The sequence below is a fragment of the Pseudomonas sp. B20(2017) genome, assembly GCF_002113125.1.
Classification (GTDB): Bacteria; Pseudomonadota; Gammaproteobacteria; order Pseudomonadales; family Pseudomonadaceae; genus Aquipseudomonas.
Genome location: NZ_NEJP01000011.1, coordinates 1 through 23,122 on the forward strand (window position 1 = coordinate 1; position 23,122 = coordinate 23,122).

The following is a 23,122-nucleotide window of genomic DNA, read 5'->3' on the forward strand; positions in this document are numbered from 1 at the left end:
CTCCTTGTATGTAGGCCATAACGAAAAATGCTCCGTATCTTTCGATACGGAGCATTTTCTTAAAGGGCCGGACAGATTGCTAGGTTTTCACACAGTCTGCGAAGGCCCCTTCTTTATTCCGTCAGCACGGACGCTCAGGCGTCCGGAGCCGCCTTGGCAGTCGGCTCACTGTTTTCGTAGATATACAGTGGCTTGGACTTGCCTTCAATGACGCTTTCATCGATCACGACCTTGCTCACCTCGGACTGCGAGGGGATCTCGTACATCGTGTCGAGCAATACACCTTCGAGAATCGAACGCAGGCCACGGGCACCGGTTTTACGCTCCAGGGCACGTTTGGCGACTGCTTTCAGCGCGTCGGAACGGAATTCCAGATCCACGCCTTCCATCTCGAACAGCTTGGCATACTGTTTGGTCAGGGCATTTTTCGGCTCGGTGAGAATCTGCATCAAAGCAGCCTCATCCAGCTCGTCCAGTGTCGCAAGAACCGGCAGACGACCGACGAATTCCGGGATCAGACCGAACTTGACCAGATCGTCAGGCTCGACTTCACGCAGGGATTCACCAACCTTCTTGCCTTCTTCCTTACTGCGCACTTCTGCGTTGAAACCGATGCCACCCTTGGTGGAACGGTTCTGAATGACCTTCTCCAGACCGGAGAATGCGCCACCGCAGATGAACAGGATGTTACGGGTATCGACTTGCAGGAATTCCTGCTGCGGATGCTTGCGACCACCTTGCGGCGGAACGGAAGCGACCGTGCCTTCGATCAGTTTGAGCAAGGCCTGCTGCACGCCTTCACCGGAAACGTCCCGGGTGATCGACGGGTTATCGGACTTGCGCGAAATCTTGTCGATTTCGTCGATGTAGACAATACCCATCTGGGCTTTCTCTACGTCGTAATCGCACTTCTGCAACAACTTCTGAATGATGTTCTCGACGTCTTCACCCACGTAACCCGCCTCTGTGAGGGTGGTTGCGTCGGCGATGGTGAACGGAACGTTCAGCAAGCGGGCCAGGGTTTCGGCCAGCAGGGTTTTACCGGAGCCTGTCGGGCCGATCAGCAGGATGTTGCTCTTGCCGAGTTCGACGTCGTCAGCCTTTTTGTCACGCTGGTTCAGACGCTTGTAGTGGTTGTACACCGCTACCGCCAGAACCTTCTTGGCACGTTCCTGACCAATTACATACTGATCAAGGATGCCGCTGATTTCTTTAGGCGAAGGCAATTTATGCGCGCTGCTTTCGGCCTGTGCTTCCTGCACCTCCTCGCGGATGATGTCATTGCACAGGTCGACGCACTCGTCGCAGATAAAGACCGAGGGGCCGGCAATCAATTTGCGCACTTCATGCTGGCTTTTGCCACAGAAGGAGCAATAGAGCAGCTTGCCGTTGTCATCGCCGTTGCGGGTGTCAGTCATTCGTTCGATCCAAATCCGATAGGCTTGCAACACAAGATGAAGGCTATTGCGGGCTTTTTCAAGCCCGCCGCTGATCAGACGCGCCGACCAAGCCTATTTTGAGCTGCTTGTTTTTAAGCTGGGCGCTGGTTGATCACTTCGTCGATCAGACCGTATTCCTTCGCAGCTTCCGCACTCATGAAGTTGTCGCGGTTGGTGTCGCGCTCGATTTCTTCAAGCGTACGGCCGCTGTGCTTGGCCATCAGCGTGTTGAGACGCTCGCGGATGAAGAGGATTTCCTTGGCATGGATTTCGATGTCCGATGCCTGGCCCTGGAAACCGCCCAGTGGCTGGTGAATCATCACGCGCGAGTTCGGCAGGCAGAAACGCTTGCCAGGTGCACCGGCCGTCAGCAGGAACGCGCCCATGCTGCACGCCTGACCGATACAGGTAGTCGATACGTTTGGTTTGATGAACTGCATGGTGTCGTAGATCGACATGCCCGCTGTCACCGAACCGCCAGGGGAGTTGATATAAAGATGGATGTCCTTGTCCGGGTTTTCCGCTTCAAGGAACAGCAATTGCGCGCAAATCAGGTTGGCCATGTAGTCCTCTACAGGACCCACCAGAAAGATCACTCGCTCCTTGAGAAGACGCGAGTAGATGTCATAGGCGCGCTCGCCACGAGCAGATTGCTCGACAACCATCGGGACCAGGCCGCCGGCGGCCTGGATATCAGAGTTCTGCTGAATATAGGAATTACGGAACATGCTCTGCAGTCACTCCCAAATAGTCATGTCTTGAATACGCATAAGCCAGCTCGAAGGCTGGCTTATGGTGTGTGCTTCTAACGCAAAAACAATCAGTCGGCTTTTGGAGCTTCTACCGGCTTGACCGCTTCTTCGTAAGAGACCGCTTTGTCGGTCACGCTAGCTTTCTGCAGAACAGTATCCACAACTTGTTCTTCCAGCACAACCGAACGAACTTCGTTCAGTTGCTGCTCGTTCTTGTAGTACCAGGACACGACCTGCTCAGGCTCTTGGTAAGCCGAAGCCATTTCCTGAATCATTTCGCGAACGCGGGCTTCGTCTGGCTTCAGGTCGAACTGCTTGACCACTTCGGCCACGATCAGACCCAGTACTACGCGACGCTTGGCTTGTTCTTCGAACAGCTCGGCCGGCAGTTGGTCAGGCTTGATGTTGCCGCCGAACTGCTGAACAGCCTGCACGCGCAGACGGTCAACTTCGTTGGACAGCAGAGCCTTAGGCACTTCGATCGGGTTGGTGGCCAGCAGACCGTCCATTACCTGATTCTTGACCTTGGATTTGATCGCCTGACGCAGTTCACGCTCCATGTTCTTGCGAACTTCGGTGCGGAAACCGTCGATGCCGCTTTCCTTGATGCCGAATTGAGCGAAGAACTCTTCGTTCAGCTCAGGCAGTTTTGGCTCGGAAACAGTATTGACAGTCACGGTGAACTCAGCGGTCTTGCCAGCCAGGTCCAGGTTCTGATAGTCCTCAGGGAAGGTCAGGTTCAGAACGCGCTCTTCGCCGGCTTTAGCGCCAACCAGGCCTTCTTCGAAGCCAGGGATCATGCGGCCGGAACCCAGTACCAGCTGAGTGCCCTTGGCGGAGCCGCCAGCGAATACTTCGCCGTCAACCTTGCCAACGAAATCGATGTTCAGTTGGTCTTCGTTCTGAGCAGCGCGATCGGCCACTTCGAAACGGGTGTTCTGCTTGCGCAGGATGTCCAGCATCTTGTCCAGATCGGCGTCAGCCACGTCAGCGCTCAGACGCTCGACAGTGATGCCTTCGAAGCCGGTAACGGTGAACTCAGGGAACACTTCGAATACGGCTACGTATTCCAGGTCCTTGCCAGCTTCGAGCGACTTAGGCTCGATCGATGGCGAACCGGCCGGGTTCAGCTTCTGCTCAACCACAGCTTCGTAGAAGGAGGACTGGATCACGTCGCCGATCGCTTCCTGGCGCGCATCAGCACCGAAACGGCGCTTGATTTCGCTCATTGGCACTTTGCCTGGACGGAAGCCAGCAATCTTGGCCTTTTGGGCAGTCTGCTGCAGACGCTTGTTGACCTGAGTCTCGATGCGCTCAGCCGGCACGGTGATGCTCATGCGGCGCTCAAGAGCAGTAGTATTTTCAACAGAAACTTGCATGGATATTCCTCGTTGCACAGACGTTAGCCGGCCGTTTCCGACCCAAGAATCAAGGGCAAGCATTCTAGTAGGTCAAACTCAAGAAGTCACCCTACTGAAAACGGGTAAAAAAACAGCAGGCCATTTGAAGGCGAGGGACAAACGATTGCGCCTCGCCCTGTTAGCAAATACAGCCAATTCAAGCCAGGGCTCTGCGCCAACCTCTTCTATATATAGAGGCGGTTGAATCATCTCCCTGACAGCCGACCTCGCCAGCAAGGTCGGCGGGCAGCGCAGCAGCATCGTGCAACAATGATACGACGAAGCGCCCTGCCCTGCGACTCGTAACCTGCAGTCGCCAAAATCCGAAACCGTAAAACAAAAAAGGCGCCAGACTGTTAAATCTGGCGCCTTTCGAAATATGGGGTGGACGATGGGGATCGAACCCACGACAACGGGAGTCACAATCCCGTGCTCTACCAACTGAGCTACGCCCACCATATTGCGTGCCAAAGAAGCCAAACAACTTCTTTGTAGAACTTCACCCGGCCAACGGCGTGAATGAAGCTTTGATTGGTGCGGATGAAGAGACTCGAACTCTTACGCCTCGCGGCGCTGGAACCTAAATCCAGTGTGTCTACCAATTCCACCACATCCGCAGATGAAGCTTTTTAAAGCAAAGGCGCCAGACTGTTACATCTGGCGCCTTTCGAAATATGGGGTGGACGATGGGGATCGAACCCACGACAACGGGAGTCACAATCCCGTGCTCTACCAACTGAGCTACGCCCACCATATTGCGTGCCAAAGAAGCCAAACAACTTCTTTGTAGAACTTCACCCGGCCAACGGCGTGAATGAAGCTTTGATTGGTGCGGATGAAGAGACTCGAACTCTTACGCCTCGCGGCGCTGGAACCTAAATCCAGTGTGTCTACCAATTCCACCACATCCGCAGATGAAGCTTTTTAAAGCAAAGGCGCCAGACTGTTACATCTGGCGCCTTTCGAAATATGGGGTGGACGATGGGGATCGAACCCACGACAACGGGAGTCACAATCCCGTGCTCTACCAACTGAGCTACGCCCACCATATCGCGCTACTTGTGCCAATGCTGCCTAATGGCGCACCCGGCAGGACTCGAACCTGCGACCATCCGCTTAGAAGGCGGATGCTCTATCCAGCTGAGCTACGGGCGCCTTGTTAGCTGTACCCTTGGAGGACTACAAACTAAGTGCTTTCCAGCCGTTCGAAACCGTAATTTCGTTCGACTTTCTTAACCAGTGCTAGGCTGTGCCCGACAAGTGCGACGAATAGTATAGAGCGACCTGAGGGTCGTCAAATCCTTTTTGAAAAAAATTCATTTAATTAAAGGGCTTAGGGGAATTTGCTGACCAAGCGCCTTTGCCCTCACCGTTTGACATGCGAGAATGCGTTCTCTTTTTTTCCCCTCTCGATGGTTAATCACGCGCAATGACTGCACAACTAATCGACGGCAAATCAATCGCCGCCAGCCTGCGCCAGCAGATCGCCCAACGGGTAGCCGAACGTCGCGAGCAAGGCTTGCGTACTCCCGGCCTCGCGGTGATCCTGGTCGGCAGCGATCCTGCCTCTCAGGTTTATGTCTCGCACAAGCGTAAAGACTGTGAAGAGGTCGGCTTCCTCTCTCAAGCCTACGACCTGCCTTCCGAAACCACTCAGCAAGCGCTGACCGATCTGATCGATCGACTGAACGACGACCCGGCAATCGACGGCGTTCTGCTTCAACTTCCTCTGCCGGAGCACCTGGACGCCTCCAAACTGCTGGAGCGCATCCGCCCGGACAAGGACGTCGACGGTTTCCATCCTTACAACGTCGGCCGTCTGGCCCAGCGCATTCCGCTGCTGCGCCCGTGCACCCCGAAGGGCATCATGACCCTGCTGGAAAGCACCGGTGCCGATCTGTACGGGATGGACGCAGTCGTTGTCGGCGCATCCAACATCGTCGGTCGCCCGATGGCAATGGAACTGCTGCTGGCCGGTTGCACCGTGACCGTTACCCACCGCTTCACCAAGGATCTGGCCGGCCACGTCGGCCGCGCCGATCTGGTAGTCGTGGCCGCCGGCAAGCCAGGCCTGGTCAAGGGCGAGTGGATAAAGGAAGGCGCGATCGTGATCGACGTCGGCATCAACCGTCAGGAAGACGGCAAACTGGTCGGTGACGTCGTTTACGAAACCGCCCTGCCTCGCGCTGGCTGGATCACACCAGTACCGGGCGGCGTCGGTCCGATGACCCGCGCCTGCCTGCTGGAAAACACCCTCTACGCGGCAGAAACCCTGCACGCCTGAGTCGCGTTTTCCGCACCTCGAGAACCCCGCCTTGTGCGGGGTTTTTCATGCCCTCGAAAAAACCTTTACCGTTCGCCGGAAACCCCTATTTTTACAGGGCTTTTCACGACTTTTTCATGCCTTGCGGACAACCATCGACAGTTCTTCAACCATACTCCTACAATGCGTCGTTTTTACGACACAGCCCGTTACAAAGAACGGCATTTCCAACCTTCATGAGTTCGCCCGCGTGAATATTCGTCTGTCCATCCTGAGCCTGGTTTTTGCATTTTCAGGCACACTCCTCACGCCAACGGTCAACGCCGCCGAAACCACCGCTGCCCCCCGAGACGCTTCGCAATTGAAGATTGCCTCCGGCAGCGCCCTGCTGATGGATCTGCAGACCAACAAAGTCATTTATTCCAGCAACCCGGACGTGGTGGTGCCCATCGCTTCCGTGAGCAAGTTGATGACCGGTTTGGTAGTGGTCGAAGCGCACCAGAACATGGACGAATGGATTGACGTCGACATCAGCCACACCCCGGAAATGAAAGGCGTGTTCTCGCGAGTCAAACTGCGAAGCGAACTGCCCCGCCGAGAGATGTTGCTGATTGCCCTGATGTCCTCGGAAAACCGCGCCGCCGCCAGCCTGGCTCACCACTATCCGGGCGGTTACGCAGCGTTCATCGCAGCGATGAACGCCAAGGCGAAGGCGCTGGGCATGACCAGCACGCATTTTGTGGAACCCACCGGCCTGTCGGAGCGCAACGTCTCCACCGCCCGCGACCTGAGCAAGTTGCTGGTGGCTGCGCATAAACAACCGCTGCTAATCGAGCTGACCACCACCAAGGAAAAGACCGTCTCGTTCCGCAAACCCAATTACACCCTGGGTTTCCGTAACACCGACCACCTGGTCAACAAGGCCGACTGGGATATCCGCATCACCAAGACCGGCTTCACCAACCCGGCCGGCCACTGCCTGGTGCTGGTGACCCGCATGGCCAACCGCCCCGTCGCCCTGGTGATTCTCGACGCGTTCGGCAAATACACCCATTTCGCCGATGCCAGCCGCATCCGCAGCTGGGTGGAAACCGGCAAGAGCGCCAACGTCCCGGCGGTGGCTCAGCAGTACAAAGCCGACAAGAACCTCAAGAGTCGCCAGAGCGGCGTGATCGAAGCCTCCAAGTAATCCGTCAGCCATGAAAAAGCCCCGAAGCGTCGGGGCTTTTTCGTTTCTGCACTCAGTCGTTGGGCAACGGCATCTTGTCGTCATCGGGAATACCGTCACCGGCACTCGGGTCGCGCGAATGCTCTGGCGTCACCACCGCCGGACGCGCCAACGGGTCGCGTAGAGGGCTGTCCGGATCCAGCACCGGATCAACCTCCGGCTCAGGTGCGGCAGGCACACTATCAGGTTTGTGGTCGTCGAAACTCGAATCGGTACTCATACGCACCTCGCTTCAAGGCTTGAGATCAGCCAAGGGATCGTAAGGCTTGGCCGGACGCTTGGGATCATCGCCCGGCTGCACATCCTTCGGCGCCTTTGCAGGGCCGATGGGATCGACTTGCGGATCGTCCAGATCCGGCGAGTCCGGATCGAAGCCCAGATCGTCGTCATTGCCATGCTCGGAAGAATGCGGCCCGCTGGGTGAATTTGGAATTGCCATGCTCGCCTCCTGATACTGGCCCGTAAAACACGGGACGCTACAGTTCAGAAGCACATGCTCCGCCAGGGTGCCCGACAGGCGACGAACGGAGCCTCAATGCGCTGCCAGTGCCTTCCTTGCCTGCGCCGCTTCCCGTTCCTGCCCGGCCTGGGACAGCGCGTCGGCGGCCTTGAGCCAGCGCTGTTGATCGACCGCCGCCGGAATCTGCGTCGGTTTCTGGATCAATACCGCCCATCCGCCGGATTTTTCGAGGGCCGACTCGAACGAGCTGAAGCTCATCAATTCACGGCGATTCATCCCGGCTCGCAGCAGCACCTTCTGCTTCAAGCGATCGTAGCCGGACAGGATCGCGTAACGCGGCTCCGCCCAAAACGCCGAACCCTCGCTGAAACGCACCATCACCGGATACCCGGCCGCCACTTGAGTCAGCAGCGCCGGCAGATTGCTGTCCAGCGGATACACGACCATGCCGTATTCACGCGCCAGGCTCTGCAGATTCTGTTGCAACTTGTCCTCGGCGCCCGGTAAATGCAGCGGCTTTTCCAGCAGACCCGGCGTGATCACGATGCCCTGCTGCGACAGCAGACTGGCCAGCACCTGCGGCCCGCTTTGATAGGCCTCGCCACGATAGAAAGTGCCGCTGAGTTCGACCCGCTCCGGCAGGCGTTTGACCTCCGGCGCCACACTGCCCGCACACCCCACCAATGCTGTCACGCAACCGGCCACCAGCAGCGCCGCGCGAATCCGGGAAAATAGCTGCACCATCGTCACTCTCTTGATCAGTTACCGGTCATCGTGTTCCGGCTTGGTCGAAGATCATAGGGCGACGCAACGCTGCGGTATAGCCCAAAGCCGCAGCTCCACCAGCTGGATAGAGCGAACTGATTGGTCACCACCGACCTTTGGTCAATAGCTTGAAACACACCAGCGACTAGACTGTCATTCAGATAAGAGCCAAAGAGCGAGCGCCCGACGCAGGGCAAAGAGGAGGCACAGATGAGCCTGACCATGACCATCGTAATGCTGATTGCCGGCTGGCTGGCCGTTGCGGCCGCCATGCTGTGGGGCGTGTTGCGGATTTCCCGCCGCCATCACCACCCGGTACAACCTGCACCGACCAGGAAGATCGAGAAACACAGCACCCGTCCCGCCACCGCGCACTGATTTTCTGTAGCCGACACAAACAAAAAGGCCGCCTGGACTCTCGCGAGTTCAGGCGGCCTTTGGTTTTCCAGCGATTACGCTTCGGCAGTCAATTTCTTCTGCTTGGCGCGGCGCGACATCATGTTCAGCACTTCAATCGCAGCCGAGAACGCCATGGCGGCATACACATAACCTTTCGGTACGTGGGCGCCGAAGCCTTCGGCGATCAGCGTCATGCCGATCATGATCAGGAAGCCCAGAGCCAGCATCACCACCGTCGGGTTGTCGTTGATGAACTTGGCCAGCGGATCAGCTGCAAACAGCATCACCAGCACCGATACCACCACCGCAATCACCATGATCGGCAAGTGTTCGGTCATGCCGACAGCCGTAATGATGCTGTCGATCGAGAACACCATGTCCAGCATCAGGATCTGCCCGATCGCGGCGGCGAAGCCCAGAGTCACCGTCGAGGTAGCGCTCTTCGGATCTTCCGGCGCCGGGTCCATGCTGTGATGGATCTCGGTCGTCGCTTTCCACACCAAGAACAGACCACCGGCGATCAGGATCATGTCCTTCCAGGAGAACGCCTGGCCCAGGATCTCGATGACCGGCTCGGTCAACTGCACGATGAAGGCGATGGTGCTCAACAGAGCCAGACGCATGATCAGCGCCATGCCGATGCCCAGGCGACGGGCCTTCTGCCGGTACTGCTCGGGCAGTTTGTTGGTCAGGATCGAGATAAAGATCAGGTTATCGATGCCGAGCACGATTTCCATCACTACCAGCGTGGCCAAGGCAATCCAGGCCGTCGGGCTGGAAGCGAGTTCTAACAGATATTCCATGGGTCAGTCCTGACTCTGTGTAAGACGGTTTAGATTTCCTGGGAGGACGATTCGGATTTTTCTTCGTCGTCTTTCGGTTCTTTCTTGCTGATCAGATTGCCGGTGGCATCGCTAAGCGCCTCTTCGGCGGCTTTGTGCGTGTCGTCGATGGCTTGTTTCGCCGCCTCGGCCGCCTGCCCCATCAGTTGTTGGGCGCTCTTTTCGGCCTGGTCGCAACCGGCCATTACCAGTAAAGACGCGATCAACAACGCTGTAGTTTTTAGTTTCATGATGCTTCCCTCGATAGAACAGACAGCGCCATACAGACCGGCCGTCGATGGCTGGGCATTCTAGGGAGACAAACACTTCAGGAAAATTCGTATTTTTAGCGGCTATACTTCGATTTATACGAACTGTATTTGACGGACCGAACCCCATGCTCAATTACCGACAACTGCATTACTTCTGGGTGGTGGCCAAGACCGGCAGCATCGTGCGCGCCTGCGAGCAACTGAACCTGACGCCGCAAACCATCAGCGGGCAGATTTCCCTGCTCGAACAGACCTATGGCATCGAATTGTTTCAACGGGTCGGTCGCCAGCTTGAACTCACCGAAGCCGGACGTCAGGCCCTGCCCTACGCCGAGCAGATGTTCCAGCTCGGCGGTGAACTGGAACTGATGCTGCGCGCCCAGCCCAATGAGCAGCAGATCCTGTTCCGGGTCGGCGTGGCGGACGTGGTGCCCAAATCCATCGTCTATCGCCTGATCGCGCCGACCATGGAATTGAGCGAACCGCTGCGCATCACCTGCCGTGAGGACAAACTCGAGCGCCTGCTGGCGGACCTGGCGATTCAGCGCCTGGACCTGGTGATCTCCGACAGCCCCATGCCCTCGCACCTGGACATCAAGGGCTACAGTCAGAAACTCGGGGAATGCGGGATCAGTTTTTTCGCCACCGCCGAACTGGCAGCGCAATATGGTCAGGATTTCCCGCGCAGTCTGCACGGCGCGCCGCTGTTGATCCCCGGCGCGGAAACCGTGGTGCGCAGCCGTTTGCAGCGCTGGTTCGCCGAACAGCAGATTCAGCCGAGGATCGTCGGGGAGTTCGATGACAGCGCCTTGATGCAGGCGTTCGGTCAGTCCGGCAGCGGGATTTTCATCGGCCCGAGCGTGATTGCCGATGAGGTGAAGCGCCAGTACGGCGTCGAGTTGATCGGCCAGACCGATGCGGTGAGCGAGTCGTTCTACGCGATCTCGGTGGAGCGCAAGGTCAAGCACCCCGGCATCAAAGCGATTACCGAAGGTGCTCGACGCGAGCTGTTTACAGCCTTTTAAGCCGGCGCGCAGACCTCGCGCGGCTTGAGCACCATCAACACCATGGCGAGGAAAATCGACAGCAGGATGAACCCGGCGGCGGCGAAACCCACAAAGCCCAGGCCGGCGCTGTCGATCACTCGACCGCCAATGATCGCGCCCAGACCAATTCCCAGGTTGGCCCCGGCGATGTTCAGCGACGCGGCGAAGGCCGGCGCTTCAGGAGCCGCTTTCATCAAGCGCACGTGGCTGACCAGAAACAGCGCCGCCTGCGTCACGCCCCAGATGCCCATCGCCGCCGCCAGACCCAGCGACGAATTGATGTTCGGCACCAGCGCCACCATCCCCGGAATCATGAACGCGCAGAACATCACCGAAGCCATCAGCGGATGACGATCCACCGCACGACCGCCCAGCGAGTTGCCGATCAGACCGACCGCGCCGAAGCCCATCAGGCACCAGCCGACCACGGTGCCATTGAAGCCAGCCAGACGTTCAAGGATGTCCGCCAGATAGGTGTAGGCGGTGAACATGCCGCTGAACACCAGAATCGACAACAGCACATGGCCCAGCATCAGCGGGCTGCGCAGGATCTTGAACTGCGAAGCGAAACTGACCTGATGCTGGTGCAGGCTGGTTTTCGGCAGGTAGACAAACAGCAGCAACGCCTTGGCGAACGCGATCACCGCCAAAATGGCGAACGCACTGCGCCAGCCGAACGCATCGGAAATCAGCGTGCCGACCGGAATCCCGAACACGGTGGCGCAGACGATGCCGAAGCCGATCTTGGCGATCGCGCGACCGGCGAAGTCCGGGCCGACGATATCCACCGCCGTTTCACTGGCCAACGCCCAGAACACCGGCAGCCCCAATGCCGGGATCAACCGGGCAATCGCCATGACCCAGATGTTCGGCGCCAATGCCGCCACGGTATTGGCCAGACCGAACATGATCAGGATGGTGATGAACAGTTTGCGGCGCTCGAAGCGGGCGAAATATGCCGTCAAGAAAGGACCGAACATGGCCACGGTGAAAGCGAATAGAGTCACCAGCAACCCGGCCTGCGGGATGGTGACGGCCAGGTCGCGGGCAATCGCCGGCAGCAGACCGACAATGACGAACTCCGTAGTCAGCACCGTGAATCCGGCGGCGGACAACAGAAGGATGGGCAACAGCATGAGGAACTCCAGCAAAACGACGACACCAGCGCTGACCCGAAGGCCCGCTGGCAGAACTTGAAAATAAGGATGCGCAATCTTAACAGAGTGTTTCCCGAGTGACTTGCACAAACCTGTCTAAGTTGCAGAGGGTTCCGGTGGCAGATCGTCACATGCCTGAAGGAATCGGACGACGCTGTGATAAAGTCCGCGCCCTGCGAAACGTACACCCTGTTCAACCACCCGTTTAACGGCGTGGCTGGCGCGTCAGTCCTTTTGGTTCGTGTCTGTGGCCTGCCCCGATTCAACGCCCGGATTGCGCAACCTTGCACCCTATAAAAAACAGAGATGCCGTTCATGACCGCTTCATCCCCTTCTCTATTGCAACGTCTTAAAAGCCTCAGCCTGGTGACCCAGATCCTGATCGGCCTGATTGCCGGCATCGCGCTCGCGCTGTTCGCGCCGGAAGCGGCCAAAGCCACGGCCTTCATCGGCAAGGTGTTCGTCTCGGCGTTGAAGGCCGTGGCACCGATCCTGGTGTTCGTGCTGGTCATGGCGTCGATTGCCAACCACAAGCACGGCCAGGAAACCCACATCCGGCCGATCCTGTTCCTGTATCTGCTGGGCACCTTCGCCGCTGCCGTGGTCGCGGTGATTGCCAGCATGATGTTCCCGTCGCATCTGGTGCTGTCCACCGACAACATCGCGGTAAGCGCGCCGGGCGGCATCAGTGAAGTGCTGCAAAGCCTGTTGTTGAGCGTGGTCGACAACCCGGTGAGCGCACTGATGAACGCCAATTTCATCGGCATTCTGGCCTGGGCCATCGGCATGGGCGTGGCGATCCGGCACGCCGGCGACACCACCCGCGAAGTGCTGGGGGATCTGTCCAACGGCGTGACGGTGATTGTTCGGGTGGTCATCCGTTTCGCACCGCTGGGTATTTTTGGCCTGGTGGCATCGACCCTGGCCACCTCCGGGTTTGGAGCATTGATCGGTTATGCGCATCTGCTGGCAGTGCTGCTCGGCTGCATGCTGTTCGTGGCGCTGGTGATGAATCCGCTGATTGTGTTCTGGAAGCTGCGTCGCAACCCTTACCCACTGACACTCCAGTGCCTGCGCGAAAGCGGCATCACCGCATTCTTCACCCGCAGCTCGGCGGCGAACATTCCGGTCAACCTGGAATTGAGCAAGCGCCTGGGCCTGCATGAAGACACCTACTCGGTATCGATCCCGCTCGGCGCCACCATCAACATGGCCGGCGCGGCGATCACCATCACCGTGCTGTCCCTCGCTGCCGTGCACACCCTGGGCATTGCCGTGGACATCCCGACCGCGATCCTGCTCAGCGTCGTCGCCGCGATCTGCGCCTGCGGTGCCTCGGGCGTGGCCGGTGGCTCGCTGCTGTTGATCCCGCTGGCGTGCAGCCTGTTCGGCATCCCGAGCGAAATCGCCATGCAGGTGGTGGCGGTCGGTTTCATCATCGGTGTGCTGCAGGACTCGGCCGAAACGGCGCTGAATTCCTCCACCGACGTGCTGTTCACCGCCGCTGCGTGCCTGGGCGAAGAGCAAAAAAACCAGCGTCCGGCGTAAAAAACCGGCGCAACAAAAAGCCCGCCAAGGCGCAAACCTTGGCGGGCTTTTTGTTGCAGAACGTTTAGAACGCGCCCATGTAATCGCGCTTACCGACTTCCACACCGTTGTGACGCAGCAGTGCGTAGGTGGTGGTGACGTGGAAGAAGAACTGCGGCAGGCCGTAGCTCAGCAGGTAAGCCTGGCCACTGAAGCGCTTCTCTTTCGGCGTGCCTGGACGAGTCACGATCTCGATGCCTTCCTTGCCATTGATCTGCTCTGGCTTGATCTCGCCAATGAAGGCCAGAACCTTGGCGATCAGCGCTTGCAGCTCGGCGAAGGTGGTTTCGGTGTCGTCATATTTCGGGATTTCGATTTCGGCCAGACGCGAGGACACGCCTTTGGCGAAGTCCACAGCGATCTGCACCTGACGCACCAGCGGGAACATGTCCGGGTAAAGACGCGCTTGCAGGAAGGCGTTCGGGTCGATGTTTTTCTCGGTGGCGTGGGCTTCAGCCTTTTTCAGCACATCGCTCACGGCGTTGAGCATTTGTTGGAAAACCGGGACGGATGCGGCGTACAGGGAAATGGTCATGGCAGTCTCACGTGGTGGCTGGGTGAATCGTGGGGGCGATTATAGCCATGCTCGCACGGCGGCGCGGCTTGTCTTTTATCCAGCAAGGATTAGGCTAGGCGCCTTCGACTGCAGAGGGAACGCGCGATGACCACAGAATTTGAAACCCGCTCCGACGAACCACGGCTCAACGCCATGGAAATCCGCATTCTGGGCTCGTTGATCGAGAAACAGGCCACCAGCCCGGAAACCTACCCGTTGACCCTCAACGCGCTGGTACTGGCCTGCAATCAGAAAACCAGCCGGGAACCGGTCATGAACCTGACCCAGGGCCAGGTCGGCCAGAGCCTGCGCGCCCTCGAAAGCCGCGGCTTTGCCAAGCTGGTGATGGGCAGTCGCGCCGACCGCTGGGAGCACAAGGTCGACAAGGCGCTGGAGCTGGTGCCGGCGCAGTTGATCCTGACCGGGTTGATGTTCCTGCGCGGCCCGCAGACCGTCAACGAACTGCTGACCCGCAGCGGTCGCATGCATGAGTTCGAAGATGCGGAACAAGTGGTGCATCAGCTGGAACGCCTGATCGCACGGGAACTGGCGGTGTTGATTCCGCGTCAGGCCGGCCAGCGCGAAGATCGCTACACCCACGCGCTGGGCGATCCGGCGGACATTGAGGCGATTATCGCGGCGCGGCAGAACCCGAGTGATCGCGGGGCTGCCAGCGGCGTGTCAGTGGAGCGCATCGAAGAGCTGGAAGCGCGGATTGCGGCGCTGGAAGAGCGTCTGGCCCGCCTCGAAGAATAAGCGCATCGGGGCGGCGTTATTCGCCGTCCCAGTAATCCACCCCGTCCGCCTGCCGCGCCACCGCGACGAATCCCGAGGCATTACCTTCGGCATCGATGCTGAAGTTGTCCATCACCGCGTATTTGTTCGAGTCCGGGTACTCGCAGATTTCCGGTTGTTGCTGGGTGCTGACTGCCAGATAGCGCAGTTCCGCAGCACTGGTGTTGATGATCTGATGCGCCGCTTCCGGGCCGCCCGGTGGGCAGGCAATCACGTCGCCGGCGCGGATCGGGAAACGTTCGGCGCCCAAGCGCACCTCCCCTTCCCCGGCCACCACGTAGAACATTTCCTCATTGACCCGATGACTGTGAAACGGACTGCCGCGCATGCCCGGCGGCAGCGCATAAAGTCGATAACCCAGCTTCTGTGCACCCAGTTGCTGGCCGACCCGGGCCAAACGCTGGTGATAGCGCCCGGCGGTTTCACCCTCGGGGGCCAGGGCTTCGGGAAGCGGTTCGAGTTCGACGTCATTCAGGTTGAGAATGGGCGGATGCATGCAGGCCTCGGCTCTTTTGTGATGGGCAAGTCTGTGCTTGCTGATCCGGCAGTATAGGCAAACTGTTCGGATCAAAAACCATGTCGCGGCCTTCGCGAGCAAGCTCGCTCCCACATTGAAATGCATTTCCACTGTGGGAGCGAGCTTGCTCGCGAAAAAGACCGATCAGGCACCGCCTCTCCAAGCCTTTTAGCTACGGGCAAACGCCACCGCCGCATCGAACTGCTCGACCGTCGGCCGCACGCCGGTGTACAGCACGAACTGCTCCAGCGCCTGAATCGCGATCACTTCCAGCCCGGTGATCACCTTTTTACCTTCGGCACGACCGCGCACGATCAGCGGGGTTTCCGAGGGGATCGCTACCACATCGAACACAGTGTCTGCAGACTTGATCACATCCACTTCAAAAGAAAGCTGACCCGCCTCCGGGCCGCCGTCCATGCCCACCGGGGTGACGTTGACCAGCATCTGCGGACGCTCATCGCCCAGTTCTGCCTGCCAGCGATAACCCAGAGAATCCGCCAGCGCACGGCCGGCGCGCTCATTGCGGGCCACGATCAAACCGTTTTTGTAACCGCCATCGCGCAAGGCACTGGCCACCGCCTTGGCCATGCCGCCGCTGCCGCGCAGGGCGAAAGTCGTGTCCTTCGGCACCGCGTGAGTTTCCAGCAACTGGACGATGGCAATGTAATCGGTGTTGTAGGCCTTGAGATGGCCGTTGGTGTTGACGATGGTGTTGATCGACTGGATCGCTGCCGCCGAAGCATCCAGTTCATCGACCAGCGCAATGCTCGCTTCCTTGAACGGCATCGACACCCCGCAACCGCGAATCCCCAGCGCGCGGATCCCGCCGACCGCTCCGGTCAGGTCCTGGCTGCTGAACGCCTTGTAATAGAAATTCAGGCCCAGTTGTTCATACAAATGGTTATGAAAACGCAGACCGAAATTCCCGGGACGCCCAGACAGGGACATGCACAGTTGGGTGTCTTTGTTGGGGTTCATCTGCATGGGAGGCTCCTTCGAATGCACTTTCGGATGGACGGGATTAGCCAGGCCATCGGGTTCTGAACGATCATAAGGCGGTCTGTTCCGGGCATCACAGCCTATGCCGGAAATCCGGTAAACAAACCGGTACAGACCTTACACAAAATTTACCTAGCGGCCGTGCTGTTTTTCAAAATGTTGCTGTCTTAGAAGTATCCCCGCGCCATCCCGAGCCTGTTGCAGGCCCGGACGCCGGGTCGAAGAACCGAGGAATTATCATGATTCGTAAACTCCCCATCGTGGCCTTGTTGATTGGTGCATTCGCGATCACGGGTCAGGCAGAAGCCCACGGCGGTGGCTGGCAGGGCCCGGCGGTATTTGGTGCGATCGTCGGCTCGGCCATCATCGGCTCGGCGCTCATCAACCAGGATCGGCCGGTGTACGTCCAACAGCCTGTTTACGCTCAACCGGCACCGGTCTACGTGCAGCAACCGCCACCACCGGTCTACTACCAGCCGGCCCCGGTTTATGTGCAGCAACCGGTCTACGTCCAACCGGCCCCGGTGTATTACGGTCCGCCGCGTGGTTACTACGGTCGGCCACACTACTACGGTGGTCCGCGTTGGTAACCGGTACACAAGGCCCCGCTTGATAGCGGGGCTTTTTATTGCGCGCATATTATTGCCGGCGGAAAAGCAGACCGTCCGTCGGCCAAGGTCTGAAAAAATTTCGCCAAGGTCGTTGTGGGGACAGTTTGAACCGCTAAAGTCGGCATGATGGACTCGACCGTGAGGGGCAAAACACAACGGTCATCTATTTGTCATGACGGAACTGCACTCTGAATCCGTCCGCATACAACAGGTTGATAACAACAAGGACGACTTGAATGCCTACACAGAATCCTCACCGTATCGTCGGCTTATGCACTTCGAGCAAGGTCTACAACACCCTGACCGAACTCAAGCACCTGGAAGGCCACCGCACGGCGAAATTTCTCTCGCTGCTGGCGGAAAACCTGGTGCGCAAGGGTTTTCTCAACGAACACGAGATCGTGCACATGCTCGATCAAGTGGTGGATTGAACCAGCCCTCAGCGGCGTCAATGTCCACTATCGAAAGCGTTGATTGTCCCTGAAACGGCCAATTCCCTAAGGTAGCTCCACAGATTGATGGAGGTACTTTTCATGGCTCAGGTTCAAATCATGTCCGTTATCGGTAGCGCCGTTCCCGCATCCCTCAGAGAGTTGGGCCTGCTCGCATGCTGGTATCTAGTGCGCGACGGCGAGCCCGTCAGCGGCCCGCTCACGTCCTTGCCAGCGGCACAGGCGCTGTCGCAACAACTGCTCAACGACCCGTTCAAGGCTTAGGGCAGCTGCACTTTCGGTCTGGTTTCGATGAACAGCGCCCAGCTCGACATGAACAATGCAGCGATCAGCGGCCCGATCACGAAACCGTTGAGCCCGAAGACGGCCAACCCGCCCAGGGTCGAGATCAGGATCATGTAGTCCGGCATCCGGGTGTCCTTGCCCACCAGGATCGGGCGCAGCAGGTTGTCCACCAGACCGATCACGAACACCCCGAATAGCCCCAGCACCACGCCCTGCCAGATCATCCCGCTGAGCAGGAAGTACACCGCCACTGGCGCCCAGACGATCCCCGCCCCCACTGCCGGCAACAGCGACAGAAATGCCATCAGCACCGCCCAGAGCAACGCGCTGGGAATGTCGAGAAACCAGAATATCGCCCCGCCCAAAGCCCCTTGAGTAATCGCGACCACGAGGTTGCCCTTTACCGTCGCGCGCACCACACGGTTGAATTTCAGCTGCAAACGACGCTTGTGATGTTCTTCCAGCGGTATCGCCGTGCGCACCTTGCGCGCCAGATCGGCACCATCGCGCAGAAAGAAAAACAACAAGTACAGCATGATGAAGAAACTCACCACGAACTCGAACGTACCCTGGCCGAAACTGAACGCCTGGCTCGCCAGCACCTGACTGCCCTGCATCGAGGCCTTGACGATCTTCTCGCGCAAGGCATTGAGCTCGCCCAATCCGAAGCGGTCGAGAAGGTGCTGAAAGTACGGCGGCAGACTGTGCTTGAACTGCGCCAGATATGCGCCGATATCGAGCTTGCCGCTTTCGATGTTGTCGTAGAGCGTCGCCCCTTCCTGCACCAGCAGCACGCTGATGACGATCACCGGCAGGATCGCGATCACCAGGCAGATGCTCAAGGTACACAGTGATGTGAGGTTGCGTTGCCAGCCGAATTTCAGTTGCAACTGGCGCTGCATCGGTGCGAACAGGATGCCGAGGATCACCGCCCAGAACACCGCACCGTAGAACGGCAGCAGGATCCAGATGAAGGCGACCGTCACCAGAAACAGCAGCACGGTGAGGGATTTGAATTGCAGACTCTTTTGGTTCATGTCCGGTCCAGGTCAGTCAGGCGCCACCCGCGCCCGTCCCGTTTAGTCAGCCTGCGGCCGCGCGAGTGCCCTGTTTCTTCATGGAGCATAGATCCAGATCAATAAACCCTCGGTACAACTGCTCTACCCTGCCGCGCTTTTGCGAGCGATGCCGCCATGAACACCGCCTTCAAGCCCGAACTGCTCGCCCCCGCCGGCACCCTGAAAAACATGCGTTACGCCTTCGCCTACGGCGCCGATGCGGTATACGCCGGGCAGCCGCGCTACAGCCTGCGGGTGCGCAACAACGAGTTCGATCACGCCAACCTCGCGCTCGGCATTCGTGAAGCCCAGGCCCAGGGCAAGCGCTTCTACGTGGTGGTCAACATCGCGCCGCACAACGCCAAACTGAAGACCTTCCTCAAGGACCTGGCGCCGGTGATCGAGATGGCGCCAGACGCACTGATCATGTCCGACCCCGGCCTGATCATGCTGGTGCGCCGACACTTCCCGCAGATGCCGATCCACCTGTCAGTGCAGGCCAACACGGTGAACTGGGCGAGCGTCGAGTTCTGGCAGCAACAGGGGTTGAGCCGGATCATCCTGTCCCGTGAATTGTCGCTGGAAGAAATCGGCGAAATCCGCGAGCAAGTGCCGGGCATGGAGCTGGAAGTGTTCGTGCACGGCGCACTGTGCATGGCCTATTCCGGCCGCTGCCTGCTCTCGGGCTACATGAACAAGCGCGATGCCAATCAGGGCACCTGCACCAACGCCTGCCGCTGGAAGTACTCGGCGCAGGAAGCGACCGAAAACCAGCTCGGCGAAATCGTGCAGACCTTCGAACCGCAACCGACCCTCGGCCTCGGCGCCCCCACCGATCAGGTGTTCCTGTTGCAGGAAGCCAACCGCCCCGGCGAATTGATGCCGGCCTTCGAAGACGAGCACGGCACCTACATCATGAACGCCAAGGACCTGCGTGCGGTGCAGCACGTCGAACGCCTGACCCGCATGGGCGTGCATTCACTGAAGATCGAAGGCCGGACCAAATCGCACTTCTATTGCGCGCGCACGACCCAGGTCTATCGCCGCGCCATCGACGATGCGGTGGCCGGTCGCGAATTCGACCGCAGCCTGATGACCGATCTGGAATCCCTCGCCCAGCGCGGCTATACCGAAGGTTTCCTGCGTCGGCATGTGCACGACGAATATCAGAACTACCAGAACGGCAGCTCGGTATCGGAGCGTCAGCAGTTTGTGGGCGAGTTGACCGGCGAGCGCCGGGATCGTCTGGCCGAGGTGAAAGTGAAGAACCGCTTTGCGCTGGGCGATCACTTGGAACTGATGACGCCCAAGGGCAACTTCCACTTTGATCTGCATGAATTGCAGAACCTCAAGGGCGAAGCCATCGATGTGGCGCCGGGGGACGGCCACATGGTGTATCTGCCGATTCCAGATGCGGTGGATTTGCGCTTCGGCTTGTTGATGCGCAATCTCGGCGCGGATTAAAGCATCAAAAAAACCGGCAATCAGCCAGGTTTTGTTCAGCGCCTGTCATCGGACAGCGGTGTCGGCTCATCAGCCGGCGGTATGTCTTCATCGGACGTCGGATCCTTCCAGTCTTCCGGCCGGTCGGCATCGCTCAACGGGTCGCGCCCGGGCATGACGCCCGGCGGCATCTCGTGATCGGCCAGCGTCGGCTCACCCGTACCGGGGACTTTGCGGGTAGGGTCGGTTGGAGCCGTGCCTCCCTGAAACAGCGTATCGTCAGCCATGATTGCACCTCAATGAGTGAGGCCCGGAATATCCGGGTCGTACTCGTTGGAAGTGCCGCCGCACCGGGCGTGCTATCGAACAGACCAGCGGCATTCAGCTCGTGGCTGAAAACCGGTCACGACTGTTGGTCAGGTGCAGCCACATCGCCGCACGGGCCGCGTCCGGATCCTGACGCTTGATCGCGTTGAGGATCGCCTCATGCTCAAGATTCGCCAGTTGTCCGAGCTTGCTCAAATCCACGGCGCCGCGTTCGGCCGCATTGACCCGGGTGCGCGGGATCATCGCACTGCCCAGGTGCTGCATGATTTCGGTGAAGCAGACATTGCCGGTGGCTTCGGCAATCAACAGGTGGAAGCGCCGGTCGGCTTCGACGCAACTGTCGTTGTTGGCCAATAGACGCTGATAGTCGTCCAGCGCCTGACGCATCTGCACCAACTGTTGCTCGGTACGGCGCTGCGCCGCCAGTGCAGCCGCTTGAGTCTCCAGCCCCATGCGCAATTCGAGAATGCTGCGCACTCCCAGCGCGGTGTCGACATTCAGTCGCAATCCCTGCTCCGGCGCGCGCTCGATCACGAAGGTGCCGATGCCGTGCCGCGTCGCCACCAGCCCCGATGCCTGCAACTTGGAAATCGCCTCGCGCACCACGGTGCGACTGACCCCGTGTTCCTGAACGATCGAGTTCTCTGACGGCAGCTTGTCACCGGGCAGCATCTGGCCGAGCAGGATGCTCTGGGTGAGTTTTTCCACCAGGTCATGGGCCAGGTTATGCGCGCGTTTGCGGGCGGGAGCGTCGAGGTCTTCTTGCATGGTCGGTTCCGGTGATCGGGGCAAGCCGATCGTAGCACTGGACGCGATGACTTGTATGAGCTCCTATGAATTCCGGCGCTTAACTTGTATGACAACTCTCAATTTCAGCTAGAAAACCCTCCACAGCAATGGGCAATCACCCCACAATCAATGACCAAAAATTCTACACAACGCCTAACACATCCTTTCTAAAACCCAACAAATACGGCACTCCAAATCTGAAAAAGCATAAAAACCGCTCTCCGTAGACAAATTTGATTGAGCACTCCCGCTTGTAGGACAAAAAAATCTAGTTGTATGATGTCTATCAACAACGCAACACCAGACATACCCCGCATAAAAATAACGAGTGGGAGAAAACCAAGTGAAATCATCCATTGCCGGGATGAACGAGGGCGCCGATTCCGTGCTGTCCTCCGCCATTGCCAAAGTCAAACGCCACGTCCTGCCGCTGTTCGTCATCATGTTCATCGTCAATTACATTGACCGGGTGAACATCGGCTTCGTCCGCACTCACATGGAACACGACCTCGGCATCGGTGCCGCGGCCTACGGTTTCGGTGCCGGTCTGTTCTTCATCGGTTACGCGCTGTTCGAAGTCCCTTCCAACATGCTGCTGCAAAAGGTCGGCGCGCGAATCTGGCTGACCCGCATCATGCTCACCTGGGGTCTGGTGGCCGCCGGCATGGCGTTCATCCAGAACGAAACACACTTTTACATCCTGCGATTTCTGTTGGGCGTGGCCGAGGCCGGGTTCTTTCCTGGGGTGATCTACTACTTCACGCGCTGGTTGCCGGGTGCCGAGCGCGGCAAGGCGATTGCGATCTTCCTCAGCGGTTCGGCCGTGGCCTCGCTGATTTCCGGCCCGTTGTCCGGCCTGCTGTTGCAGATCGAAGGCTTGGGTATGCATGGCTGGCAGTGGATGTATTTCATTGAAGGGATGTTCTCGGTCGGCCTGTGCGTATTCGTCTGGTTCTGGCTCGATGCCAAACCCCACGACGCCCAGTGGCTGACCCGCGCCGAGCAGGATGCGCTGGTCAAAGCCATCGACGATGAGCAAAAGGCCCGCGAAGCCGCGACCCCGATCCGGCCGTCGCTGGGCAAACTGCTCAAGGATCGCCAGATCATTCTGTTCTGCCTGATCTACTTCTTCATTCAATTAACCATCTATGCCGCGACCTTCTGGCTGCCGAGCATCATCAAGAAGATGGGCGAGATGAGCGATTTCCAGGTCGGCCTGTTCAACTCGATTCCATGGCTGCTGTCGATCATCGGCATGTATGCGTTCGCCTCGTTCTCGGCGAAGTGGAAACACCAGCAGGCGTGGGTCGCCACTGCATTGCTGATCGCCGCTGCGGGGATGTTCATGTCCACCACCGGAGGGCCGATTTTTGCCTTCGTCGCGATCTGCTTTGCTGCACTGGGTTTCAAATCCGCTTCGTCGCTGTTCTGGCCGATTCCGCAGGCTTATCTCGACGCACGGATCGCCGCTGCCGTCATCGCGCTGATCAACTCGGTGGGCAACCTCGGCGGCTTCGTCGCCCCGACCACGTTCGGCCTGCTGGAACAACACACCGGTTCGATCCAGGGTGGCCTCTATGGTCTGGCCGCGACCTCGATCATCGCTGCGATCATCGTGTTCGCCGCCCGCATGACACCCAAATCCGCACCTGACGTCGCCGTGGCTGACGCCACGCCGAAACACGCTTGAAAGGACAA

General features: G+C 58.8%; 26 protein-coding genes and 6 tRNA genes. 11 read left to right on the forward strand and 21 right to left on the reverse strand.

Going from position 1 to position 23,122, the window contains the following annotated elements; translation table 11 throughout:
- Positions 1-134: 134 nt before the first annotated feature.
- From clpX to CAF63_RS16815, 9 genes are all read right to left on the reverse strand, one after another.
- A complete protein-coding gene (gene clpX / locus CAF63_RS16775; protein WP_085686561.1) occupies positions 135-1,418 on the reverse strand; it encodes an ATP-dependent Clp protease ATP-binding subunit ClpX in 1,284 nt (427 codons plus the stop codon).
- Between the two features lie 113 nt (positions 1,419-1,531).
- Entirely contained in the window at positions 1,532-2,167 is a 636-nt protein-coding gene (gene clpP / locus CAF63_RS16780; protein ID WP_007951559.1) for an ATP-dependent Clp endopeptidase proteolytic subunit ClpP, read from the reverse strand.
- Between the two features lie 92 nt (positions 2,168-2,259).
- Positions 2,260-3,570, reverse strand: coding sequence for a trigger factor (gene tig / locus CAF63_RS16785; protein WP_085686563.1), 1,311 nt, complete (start codon positions 3,568-3,570; stop codon positions 2,260-2,262).
- A gap of 401 nt (positions 3,571-3,971) precedes the next feature.
- Positions 3,972-4,047, reverse strand: a tRNA-His gene (locus CAF63_RS16790).
- 76 nt (positions 4,048-4,123) lie between these two features.
- A tRNA-Leu gene (locus tag CAF63_RS16795) sits at positions 4,124-4,208 on the reverse strand.
- Between the two features lie 58 nt (positions 4,209-4,266).
- A tRNA-His gene (locus CAF63_RS16800) sits at positions 4,267-4,342 on the reverse strand.
- A 76-nt stretch (positions 4,343-4,418) separates the two neighbouring features.
- Positions 4,419-4,503, reverse strand: a tRNA-Leu gene (locus CAF63_RS16805).
- 58 nt (positions 4,504-4,561) lie between these two features.
- Positions 4,562-4,637 (reverse strand) — tRNA-His (locus CAF63_RS16810).
- A 32-nt stretch (positions 4,638-4,669) separates the two neighbouring features.
- Positions 4,670-4,746: transfer RNA gene (locus tag CAF63_RS16815), tRNA-Arg, on the reverse strand.
- Between the two features lie 274 nt (positions 4,747-5,020).
- On the opposite strand from CAF63_RS16815, the gene folD reads away from it, so the two are divergent.
- Complete coding sequence (gene folD / locus CAF63_RS16820) at positions 5,021-5,875, forward strand: bifunctional methylenetetrahydrofolate dehydrogenase/methenyltetrahydrofolate cyclohydrolase FolD (protein ID WP_085686566.1); 855 nt, start codon at positions 5,021-5,023, stop codon at positions 5,873-5,875.
- 31 nt (positions 5,876-5,906) lie between these two features.
- Complete coding sequence (pbpG, locus tag CAF63_RS16825; protein WP_111539360.1) at positions 5,907-7,043, forward strand: D-alanyl-D-alanine endopeptidase; 1,137 nt, start codon at positions 5,907-5,909, stop codon at positions 7,041-7,043.
- A 52-nt stretch (positions 7,044-7,095) separates the two neighbouring features.
- Here the strand turns inward: pbpG and CAF63_RS16830 are convergent, their stop codons facing one another.
- The 3 genes from CAF63_RS16830 to CAF63_RS16840 all read right to left on the reverse strand — a co-directional run bounded on the left by CAF63_RS16830 (position 7,096) and on the right by CAF63_RS16840 (position 8,286).
- A complete protein-coding gene (locus CAF63_RS16830; protein WP_085686568.1) occupies positions 7,096-7,302 on the reverse strand; it encodes a hypothetical protein in 207 nt (68 codons plus the stop codon).
- 12 nt (positions 7,303-7,314) lie between these two features.
- Positions 7,315-7,521 (reverse strand): DUF6021 family protein, encoded by a 207-nt coding sequence (locus tag CAF63_RS16835; protein ID WP_085686570.1) that lies wholly within the window; start codon positions 7,519-7,521, stop codon positions 7,315-7,317.
- A gap of 93 nt (positions 7,522-7,614) precedes the next feature.
- Positions 7,615-8,286 carry a peptidase C39 family protein gene (locus tag CAF63_RS16840; RefSeq protein ID WP_085686572.1) on the reverse strand — a complete coding sequence of 224 codons (672 nt, stop codon included), beginning with the start codon at positions 8,284-8,286 and terminating at the stop codon, positions 7,615-7,617.
- Positions 8,287-8,517: 231 nt separating this feature from the next.
- On the opposite strand from CAF63_RS16840, the gene CAF63_RS28840 reads away from it, so the two are divergent.
- A complete protein-coding gene (locus tag CAF63_RS28840; protein WP_178081297.1) occupies positions 8,518-8,685 on the forward strand; it encodes a hypothetical protein in 168 nt (55 codons plus the stop codon).
- Positions 8,686-8,759: 74 nt separating this feature from the next.
- On the opposite strand, the gene CAF63_RS16845 is transcribed toward CAF63_RS28840, so the two are convergent.
- Together CAF63_RS16845 and CAF63_RS16850 are read right to left on the reverse strand one after the other, a co-directional pair.
- Positions 8,760-9,509 (reverse strand): TerC family protein, encoded by a 750-nt coding sequence (locus tag CAF63_RS16845; RefSeq protein WP_085686574.1) that lies wholly within the window; start codon positions 9,507-9,509, stop codon positions 8,760-8,762.
- A gap of 29 nt (positions 9,510-9,538) precedes the next feature.
- Positions 9,539-9,778, reverse strand: a complete 240-nt coding sequence (locus tag CAF63_RS16850) for a hypothetical protein (protein WP_085686576.1) — start codon at positions 9,776-9,778, stop codon at positions 9,539-9,541.
- 146 nt (positions 9,779-9,924) lie between these two features.
- Here CAF63_RS16850 and nhaR point away from each other — a divergent pair, with 146 nt between their 5' ends.
- Positions 9,925-10,824, forward strand: coding sequence for a transcriptional activator NhaR (gene nhaR, locus CAF63_RS16855; protein ID WP_007951569.1), 900 nt, complete (start codon positions 9,925-9,927; stop codon positions 10,822-10,824).
- On the opposite strand, the gene CAF63_RS16860 is transcribed toward nhaR, so the two are convergent.
- Entirely contained in the window at positions 10,821-11,981 is a 1,161-nt protein-coding gene (locus CAF63_RS16860; protein WP_085686578.1) for an MFS transporter, read from the reverse strand. The genes nhaR and CAF63_RS16860 overlap by 4 nt on opposite strands.
- 336 nt (positions 11,982-12,317) lie before the next feature.
- Between CAF63_RS16860 and sstT the strand changes: the two genes are divergently transcribed.
- Entirely contained in the window at positions 12,318-13,550 is a 1,233-nt protein-coding gene (gene sstT, locus CAF63_RS16865; protein WP_085686883.1) for a serine/threonine transporter SstT, read from the forward strand.
- Positions 13,551-13,614: 64 nt separating this feature from the next.
- Here the strand turns inward: sstT and CAF63_RS16870 are convergent, their stop codons facing one another.
- On the reverse strand, positions 13,615-14,124 hold the full coding sequence (locus CAF63_RS16870) for a DUF1993 family protein (protein WP_007951572.1): 510 nt from the start codon (positions 14,122-14,124) through the stop codon (positions 13,615-13,617).
- Between the two features lie 126 nt (positions 14,125-14,250).
- On the opposite strand from CAF63_RS16870, the gene CAF63_RS16875 reads away from it, so the two are divergent.
- Positions 14,251-14,901, forward strand: a complete 651-nt coding sequence (locus CAF63_RS16875) for a YceH family protein (RefSeq protein WP_085686580.1) — start codon at positions 14,251-14,253, stop codon at positions 14,899-14,901.
- 16 nt (positions 14,902-14,917) lie between these two features.
- Here CAF63_RS16875 and CAF63_RS16880 read toward each other — a convergent pair whose 3' ends face one another.
- Positions 14,918-15,436, reverse strand: coding sequence for a cupin domain-containing protein (locus tag CAF63_RS16880; RefSeq protein ID WP_085686582.1), 519 nt, complete (start codon positions 15,434-15,436; stop codon positions 14,918-14,920).
- A gap of 189 nt (positions 15,437-15,625) precedes the next feature.
- Positions 15,626-16,444, reverse strand: a complete 819-nt coding sequence (locus CAF63_RS16885) for a shikimate 5-dehydrogenase (RefSeq protein WP_085686584.1) — start codon at positions 16,442-16,444, stop codon at positions 15,626-15,628.
- Positions 16,445-16,698: 254 nt separating this feature from the next.
- Here CAF63_RS16885 and CAF63_RS16890 point away from each other — a divergent pair, with 254 nt between their 5' ends.
- From CAF63_RS16890 to CAF63_RS16900, 3 genes are all read left to right on the forward strand, one after another.
- Positions 16,699-17,049 (forward strand): hypothetical protein, encoded by a 351-nt coding sequence (locus CAF63_RS16890; RefSeq protein WP_007951578.1) that lies wholly within the window; start codon positions 16,699-16,701, stop codon positions 17,047-17,049.
- Between the two features lie 257 nt (positions 17,050-17,306).
- Positions 17,307-17,501: a hypothetical protein gene (locus CAF63_RS16895; protein ID WP_085686586.1), complete on the forward strand. Its 195-nt coding sequence runs from the start codon at positions 17,307-17,309 to the stop codon at positions 17,499-17,501.
- A 102-nt stretch (positions 17,502-17,603) separates the two neighbouring features.
- Positions 17,604-17,786, forward strand: coding sequence for a hypothetical protein (locus CAF63_RS16900; protein ID WP_085686588.1), 183 nt, complete (start codon positions 17,604-17,606; stop codon positions 17,784-17,786).
- Here the strand turns inward: CAF63_RS16900 and CAF63_RS16905 are convergent.
- Positions 17,783-18,844: an AI-2E family transporter gene (locus tag CAF63_RS16905; protein ID WP_085686590.1), complete on the reverse strand. Its 1,062-nt coding sequence runs from the start codon at positions 18,842-18,844 to the stop codon at positions 17,783-17,785. The genes CAF63_RS16900 and CAF63_RS16905 overlap by 4 nt on opposite strands.
- A gap of 156 nt (positions 18,845-19,000) precedes the next feature.
- Here CAF63_RS16905 and yegQ point away from each other — a divergent pair, with 156 nt between their 5' ends.
- Positions 19,001-20,329, forward strand: a complete 1,329-nt coding sequence (gene yegQ / locus CAF63_RS16910) for a tRNA 5-hydroxyuridine modification protein YegQ (protein ID WP_085686592.1) — start codon at positions 19,001-19,003, stop codon at positions 20,327-20,329.
- Between the two features lie 35 nt (positions 20,330-20,364).
- Here yegQ and CAF63_RS16915 read toward each other — a convergent pair whose 3' ends face one another.
- Complete coding sequence (locus tag CAF63_RS16915) at positions 20,365-20,595, reverse strand: hypothetical protein (protein ID WP_085686594.1); 231 nt, start codon at positions 20,593-20,595, stop codon at positions 20,365-20,367.
- Between the two features lie 94 nt (positions 20,596-20,689).
- Positions 20,690-21,403 (reverse strand): FadR/GntR family transcriptional regulator, encoded by a 714-nt coding sequence (locus CAF63_RS16920; RefSeq protein WP_085686596.1) that lies wholly within the window; start codon positions 21,401-21,403, stop codon positions 20,690-20,692.
- A gap of 364 nt (positions 21,404-21,767) precedes the next feature.
- On the opposite strand from CAF63_RS16920, the gene CAF63_RS16925 reads away from it, so the two are divergent.
- The gene (locus CAF63_RS16925; protein WP_085686598.1) at positions 21,768-23,114 is read left to right on the forward strand and encodes an MFS transporter; all 1,347 of its coding nucleotides are present in this window, start codon (positions 21,768-21,770) and stop codon (positions 23,112-23,114) included.
- Positions 23,115-23,122 lie beyond the last annotated feature (8 nt).